The organism is Pluralibacter sp., from assembly GCF_019237635.1.
GTDB lineage: Bacteria > Pseudomonadota > Gammaproteobacteria > Enterobacterales > Enterobacteriaceae > Enterobacter_B.
The window spans coordinates 59,322-66,767 of record NZ_JAFAGS010000020.1; the positions used below are offsets into that span (position 1 = coordinate 59,322).

A 7,446-nucleotide genomic window follows, 5' to 3' on the forward strand; every position below is an offset into this window, starting at 1 on the left:
TGTGAGCGGCTTGCTCATGATTACGCTTTTTGCACCCTGGCAATCAGCGCCTGTTTCTCCTGCGGCGTCAGGAAGGCAATCTCCAGACCATTGATCTGCGCCTGGCGGATCTGCTCGCGGGATAATCCTGCGGCAGGGGCCGCCACGGTGTATTCGTGAATAATATCGATGCCCTGAACGGCCGGATCGTCGGTATTGATACTTGCCAGCACGCCGTGCTCAAGGAACGTTTTCAGCGGATGCTGCGCCAGAGTGGCGACGGTGCTGGTCTGAATGTTGGAGGTGAGACAGGATTCGATACCGATGCGCTGTTCGGCCAGGAAATCCATGAGCGCGCGATCTTCAACCGCTTTCACGCCGTGGCCGATACGCTCGGCGCCGAGTTCGCGAATTGCCTGCCAGATGCTTTCCGGACCCGCCGCTTCACCGGCATGGACCGTAATATGCCAGCCAGCATCGCGCGCGCGGTTAAAATGGTTGAGGAACAGGCTGCCGGGGAAGCCGAGCTCATCACCGGCGAGATCCAGCGCGGTGATGCCGTCGCGGTGAGCGAGCAGCGCTTCCAGTTCCTGGGTGCATGCCGCTTCGCCGAAGGTGCGGCTCATAATGCCGATAAGGCGCGCTTCAACACCGAATTCGCGGCAACCTTCACGAACGCCCGCGATCACCGCTTCAACCACGCCCGCGACCGGTAGCTGGTGAGTCATCGCCATATAGCCCGGAGAAAAGCGCAGTTCGACATAGTGCAGACCGTTGCGCGCGGCATCTTCAATGTTTTCGCGGGCGACGCGACGGCAGGCCTCGAGCGAAGCCAGCACCTTCACGCCCCAATCCAGTTTGCTGAGGAAGCTGACCAGGTCCGGCTCATTACTGGTGACCTGCACATGCGGCAGCAGGGCGTCCAGCGTCGAGGCGGGCAGCGCGATATTATGCTGGCGGCCAAGATCAAGGATCGTTTGTGCGCGGATGTTGCCATCAAGGTGGCGGTGAATGTCAGTTAAAGGCAGGTTGGTATCAATCATGGTCGCACTCTGAATTATTGTTAAAGTGCGGCCTATTATAAAAATAAAACGGGGTAAAAAGCTATTGCGCAACCTAAATTGGCGTTGCGCAATGGATATTAGCGCAGGGCGTGAATGGCGTTTATCAACCCCTGTACGCCGCGCTCCAGTTTGCTTCGCGGGCAGCCGGCGTTGAGGCGAATAAAACCGTTACCCTCGTCACCATAGGTATATCCCGGCATGATGGCGACTTTTTGCTGCTCAATCAGCACTTTTTGCAGCAGACGGTCGTCAATGTTTAGCGGGCGAAGATCGATCCAGGCAAGGTAGGTCGACTGCGGCGGCTGCCAGTACAATTCAGGGAAAGCGTGGTTTAGCGCTGTGGCGATGTAGCGCATATTTTCCTGTAGATAATCGCGCAGGGCGTCCAGCCAGGGTTCTCCCTGCTGATAGGCGGCGATATGGGCGACCAGCGCGGGGACCGACGGGGACGACAGACCGTCGCGGCCTTTCAGCGCGTTAAGATAGTCGTTGCGCGCATCCGCATTGCCAATCAGTCCGTAAGCGCCGGTCAGCGCCGGAATATTGAAGCTTTTCGAACCGGAGGTGAACAGCGCCCAGTCGCCGCGTGCGACGTCGCACCACGGCGTATGCCGGTGCTCGCCCCAGACCATATCCATATGGATCTCGTCGCTGATGACCCTGACGCCGTGCTTGTCGCACAGCGACGCCATGGTGTTGAGTTCATCGCGGGTCCACACTTTCCCGGTCGGGTTATGCGGGCTGCACAGCAGCAGAACGGTGTTTCGCGATTCGGCCAGCACGCTTTCCAGCGCGTTCATGTCGCACATCCAGCCCTCCGCCGTCTGGTGCAGGGGGACGGCGGCGACCTGCCGCTGGTTGCCTTCAATGGCTTTGAAGAAGGCGTCATAGGCTGGCGTATGCACCACAATGCCGTCGCCGGGTTCAGACCACTGGCGGATCATTTCCGATACCATGTAGATAACCGACGGGCCGTACACCATGCTCTCAGCGTCAATCACGCTGTTAAAACGGCGGTTGAACCAGTAGCGGATAGCGCCGAGAAATTCATCGTTCTTCCAGCGGCTGTAGCCGAAAACGCCGTGCGAGAGGCGTTGGGTTAGCGCGTCGAGTACGCACGGCGCGGTAGCAAAATCCATATCGGAGATGGTGAAGGGCAGCAGATCCGGTGCGCCAAAACGATCCGCAACATAATCCCATTGCGTACACCAGGTGCCGTGGCGGTCAACGACCGTCGAAAAGTCAAACATGGCAGCGTCCTTATCAGAAAACGAGAAGATCCATTTTCCCCCTTCAGGATGAAGGGGGAAAGCGAGCATTACGCCTGAACGGTGTTCATCAGCGAGGCCATTTCATCTTTGACCGACTGAACCTGTGGACCAATGACCACCTGCAGGTTGTGCTGATTAAGTTGCACCACCCCGATGGCGCGGTTGGCTTTCAGCGCGTTCACATCGACCTTGCTCATGTCGTTGACCGACAAGCGCAGGCGGGTGATGCAGTTGTCGAGTGTCGTGATATTGTCAGCCCCGCCCAGCGCGGCAAGAATGGCCGGTACGTTGTAACCGGATTTCCCGGTGACGCCCGCAACCGCTTTTTCAGCGCTGGAGGCGGTTTCAATATCGCGCCCCGGCGTTTTGATGTTAAAGCGGGTGATGGCGAAGCGGAAGATGGCGTAGTAGGCCGCAAACCAGACTGCCGCCACGACCGGCACCAGGTACCACTTGGTGGACAGACCGTGCAGGATCCCGAACACCACGAAGTCGATCACGTTGCCGTCGGTATTGCCGATGGTGACGCCAAGTACCGCCATGATAGTAAAGCCAAGGCCGGTCAGCAGGGCGTGAATGAGGTACAGCACCGGGGCGACGAACAGAAACAGGAACTCCAGCGGTTCGGTTGTGCCGCCGATGACGCAGGCGATGACGCCGGAAATCAGCAGGCCTTTAATCTTATGACGGTTTTCCGGACGGGCGCAGTGGTACATCGCCAGCGCCGCACCCGGCAGGCCGCCAAGGAAGGCTGGCATTTTACCCTGTGACAGGAAGCGGGTCGCGCTTTCCGAGAAGCCGTGCGTTTGTGGACAACTGAGCTGCGCCTGGAAGATGGTCAGCGCGCCGCTGACGCTGTGACCGCAGACATCCATAGTACCGCCCGCTTCGGTAAAGCGAATCAGGGCAACCAGGATGTGGTGCAGGCCGAATGGCAACAGTAAACGTTCGCCGGTGCCGAAAATCATCGGACCGAAGTCTCCCGCGCTGTTAATCACCTGACCCAGCGCGTTGATGCCTTTGGCGAAGAACGGCCATACCAGCGGGATAGCCAGACCGACAAGCCCCATCACCACGGTGGTGATGATCGGCACAAAACGGGTGCCGCCGAAGAAGGCCAGCGCATCCGGCAGGCGGATCGTGTGAAAGCGTTCATGCAGCATCCACACCACGATACCGGCGATAACGGCGCCGAGGATGCCGGTGTCTATTGACTGAATACCCAGGATATTCTGGATGTTGTTGGCTTTCAGAATTGCGGCATCGGTGGTCGGCAGGATCCCTTTCGCCGTCAGCCAGAAGTTGACCGCGAGGTTCATTACCGCATAGCCGACAAAACCGGCGAAGGCGGCGACGCCTTTGTTTTCACGCGCCAGCCCCAGCGGAATGGCGATACAGAACATGACCGGCAGGAAGCTAAAGGCGAAGGAGCCGACTTTACTCATCCAGATAAAAATGGCCTGCAGTAGCGGCGTATCAAGCCACGGCAACAGGGTGGTGACATCATGGCTGCTCAACGAGCTGCCGATTCCTAACATGATCCCGCAGAAGGAGAGCAGTGCCACAGGCAGCATGAACGTTTTGCCCAGCTGCTGGAAAAACTCCCACAGTGTAATTTTTGGTGCTGCTTTCGTCGTCATAAAACGACTCCTTGTACTGAATGAGATTGTTGTTTTCTGGAGCGCAGCGGAAAGATAAAACGTTTTATCAAATTTTAGTGCGAAGAAAATCACATAACCAAGTGATAATAACGTTTATAAAGACAACATATTGATAAAACGTTTTATCTACTGCAAAGGAGCGAGTGCGGTTAATGGCTATCGCAAAAAAGGTCACCATCAATGACGTAGCCCATGCGGCCGGGGTTTCCGTGGCCACGGTGTCGCTGGTGCTCAGCGGCAAAGGGCGGATCTCCATGGCAACCGGCGAGCGGGTGAATCAGGCCATTGAAGCGCTGGGATTTGTGCGTAACCGTCAGGCGGCCTCGCTGCGCGGCGCTCAAACCGGGGTTATTGGGCTTATCGTCGGTGATTTAAGCGCGCCGTTTTACACCGAACTGACGGCCGGGCTGATTGAGTCCCTGGAGTCGCAGGGCAAGATGGTGTTTCTGACCCAGGGCGGGGGCAAGGGCGAGCATATGCTGCAGCGCTTCGACACGCTGGTGTCGCAGGGCGTTGACGGCGTGGTGATCGCCGGGGCGGTTGATAAGGCCTCTGAGCTACGTGATAAGGCCGAAGAGAGCCGGGTGCCTTTGGTGTTCGCCTCCCGGGCCAGCTATCTCGAGGATGTTGACCTGATCCGCCCGGACAACATGCAGGCGGCGCAAATGCTGACCGAGCATCTTATTCACCGAGGGCATCAGCGTATCGCCTGGCTCGGTGGTCAGAGCACGTCGCTCACCCGCGCGGAACGCGTCGGCGGCTACTGCGCAACCCTGTTCAAGTATAACCTGCCGTTTCACAGCGAATGGGTGGTGGAGTGCGAATCCAGCCAGCGCCAGGCCGCTGAGTCTTTTTCTCATCTGTTGCGCCATAACCCGACGATCACCGCAGTGGTGTGCTATAACAACGTGGTGGCGATGGGCGCCTGGCTTGGCATGTTGCGTTCGGGCTGGCAGAGCGGGGATGAAAGTCTCGCCAGCTACTATGAGCAGCGCGTCGCGCTGGCGGCGTTTGCTGAAGTGCCTGAAAATGCGCTGGAAGATGCGCCGATGAGCTGGGTTATTACGCCCGCCCGTGAGATGGGACACAGCGTGGCGGCAAGAATGCTGGAGCGCATCGACAGCGGAAAGAATGCGGTGAAGAACCAGATAATGCCGCCGCGGCTGGTCAGCACGAAATAACCCCGGCCGGAACCGGGGTGGGTAGTGCGGTTATGGCTGCGCTGGCGCGTCATCCTGTGGGGCCGGAATACCTAAATCCGGACCGCCGAACATGCCGACAAAATCGTCGAGCGACATCTTCTGACCGTTCAGCGTCACCTGACCATCGGCATACTGCAGGCTGCTGGAAATGGCGTTATTTTCCTGAGTGGTGATGCGGAACATCTGTCCCATCGCCGCCATCCCCTGAACCTGCTGGCTCGCCAGCTTCTCAGCATCGCTCTGCTGATAGCCTTCCAGACGCGCCACCTGGGTCATCAGTTCCGTCGCCATGTCCATTGGAATCGTCAGCTTACTGTCCAGGGATTTCACGGTGCGATCCACGCTTTGTGCCAGGGTCTTCGGCTCGCCGGTGGCGTTCGCCGGATCTCTTAACAGCAGCGACAGGTTAAAGGTGGCTTCGCCTTTGCTGTTTTTCCAGCTGAGCGGCGCCACGGTGATGACCGGCGCGCCTTTCAGCAGGACGGGCAGGGTATCGAACAGCGCTTCAGCGACTTTCTGCTGGTACAGTTCCGGGTTTTGCATGATGTCCGGCTGGCCCATCAACGCCTGCACCTGGCTATTGTACTGCTGGCTGAACTGGTGCCATGCCTGACCGTCAATCTGATCGACCTTCAGGGAGAGCTTACCGCTGCCCATATCCTGTCCCTGGAGCTTGAGGCTGTTGAGGGTGTAGTTCAGCTGGCTATTGACGCTCTTGCCGTCTTTTGCCAGCTCAGTTTTCCCTTCGAGCGCGGTGCCGTCCAGTAGCGCCAGCTCTTTACCTTCCACGCCGATCGCCAGCTTATCGAGGGTGATTTTCTGGTTGCCGATGCGTTCTTCGAAATGGGTAAGCTGGCTTGAACCTTCGGTTTTGAGGTTGTTAAAGGTCAGCTGTACCTTCTGGTTGTACTCATTGACGGCGTTAACCTGGCCGCTTTGCGCTTCACCGGAGATGGAGAAGACGTTGCCCTGCTGGTCGGCATCGACGTCGAACTGTCCGCCGCTGAAGGTCACTTTGTCTGTACCGTCTTCAAAGTTTAACGGCTTAAGATTGATACCTGACCGCGTATCGCCGTTGTAGCTGATACGGGTGCGTATCTCAAACGGCGACTGGCCTTTAGCGAGGTCGAACAGCGGCTTGCTGGCTTCATTATTCACCAGCACCGTGTCTACGGTGGCCATTGCCGGGGCGAAATTAAAGGATTTCAGGGACGCCAGCGGGAAGGGGCCGTGGGAGACTTTTTCATCCAGCACCACGGTCTGTCCGGCCTTCAGCCAGCTGTTTTTGGCGCCCTCAGCCGGTTTTACCACCAGCTGCAAATGGCTGCTGAACACGCCGCGCTGGTAATCCTGATACGCAAGCGTCAGGCCTGCTTCCGGCGCGGTGCGGGTTAACTGCGCATTGGCCTGCGCAACCATATCGGCAATTCGGGTTTCCAGCTGTTTACCGGTGTACCAGGACCCTCCTGTCCACACCACTCCCAGAGCAATAATAATTCCTGCGGCGACCAGCGATTTTTTCATAGTTTTTGTCCATAAAATAAAAACAGGCGGATGTGTCCGCCTGTTGTGTCATTAGGCTGAGTTCAAGCTTAGCAAGACTCGCCCAAAAGTTCAGTAACTTAAGCGTTCCGTAATCAAAGCTTGTTGAAGACCCGCGCCACCCGGCCAGCGCCGCTGAGGTTCACCGGGGATTCATTGGCCGCCACAAACGCGGATTCACCGGGTTTCAGCGCCAGAGACTGACCATTTTTACGCAGTACGGCTTCCCCCTCAACGCAGAAAACGACAGCCGCGCTCTGCTGGGCGAGTTCGCTGCCCGCAGCGCTGAGTTCGTGCAGGGAGAAAGCAAAGTCATCCACCGGGATAGGGAAATCCAGCTCTGCGTCGTGAACCACCGGCGTCGTCAGCAGTTCCGCTGCCGGTTTTGGCGTGAATTTGACGTTCGCCACCAGTTCCGGAATGTCGATATATTTCGGCGTCAGCCCGGCACGCAGTACGTTATCGGAGTTCGCCATCACCTCCAGCGCCACGCCGTTCAGGTAGGCGTGCGGCGTTTCAGCAAACAGGAACATCGCCTCGCCCGGGTTCAGCTTCACGACGTTCAGCAGCAGCGGGGAGAACAGGCCGCTGTCGTCCGGGTAGAAGCGGGCGATAAAGCGGATGGTGTCCCAGGGCTCGCCCTGATGGCTGTCCAGCGCCGCGTGCAGAATGCCCAGCGCGCGGGACTTCTCTTCACCTTGCATGTTGAGCAGGCTGGCGAACAGGG

General features: G+C 58.0%; 6 protein-coding genes. 1 reads left to right on the plus strand and 5 read right to left on the minus strand.

From position 1 onward, the window contains the following. Positions 1–20: 20 nt before the first annotated feature. From add to malX, 3 genes are all read right to left on the minus strand, one after another. A complete protein-coding gene (gene add, locus JO226_RS02945; RefSeq protein ID WP_293489906.1) occupies positions 21–1,022 on the minus strand; it encodes an adenosine deaminase in 1,002 nt (333 codons plus the stop codon). Positions 1,023–1,120: 98 nt separating this feature from the next. Next, positions 1,121–2,293, minus strand: a complete 1,173-nt coding sequence (locus tag JO226_RS02950; protein WP_293489908.1) for a MalY/PatB family protein — start codon at positions 2,291–2,293, stop codon at positions 1,121–1,123. Between the two features lie 68 nt (positions 2,294–2,361). Further along, positions 2,362–3,954 carry a maltose/glucose-specific PTS transporter subunit IIBC gene (gene malX / locus JO226_RS02955; RefSeq protein ID WP_293489909.1) on the minus strand — a complete coding sequence of 531 codons (1,593 nt, stop codon included), beginning with the start codon at positions 3,952–3,954 and terminating at the stop codon, positions 2,362–2,364. Positions 3,955–4,127: 173 nt separating this feature from the next. Here malX and JO226_RS02960 point away from each other — a divergent pair, with 173 nt between their 5' ends. After that, positions 4,128–5,156, plus strand: coding sequence for a Mal regulon transcriptional regulator MalI (locus tag JO226_RS02960; RefSeq protein WP_293489910.1), 1,029 nt, complete (start codon positions 4,128–4,130; stop codon positions 5,154–5,156). Positions 5,157–5,186: 30 nt separating this feature from the next. On the opposite strand, the gene JO226_RS02965 is transcribed toward JO226_RS02960, so the two are convergent. Then, entirely contained in the window at positions 5,187–6,701 is a 1,515-nt protein-coding gene (locus JO226_RS02965; RefSeq protein WP_293489912.1) for a YdgA family protein, read from the minus strand. Between the two features lie 113 nt (positions 6,702–6,814). Then, on the minus strand, positions 6,815–7,446 hold a 632-nt coding region (gene manA, locus JO226_RS02970), incomplete at its 5' end, for a mannose-6-phosphate isomerase, class I (protein WP_293489914.1).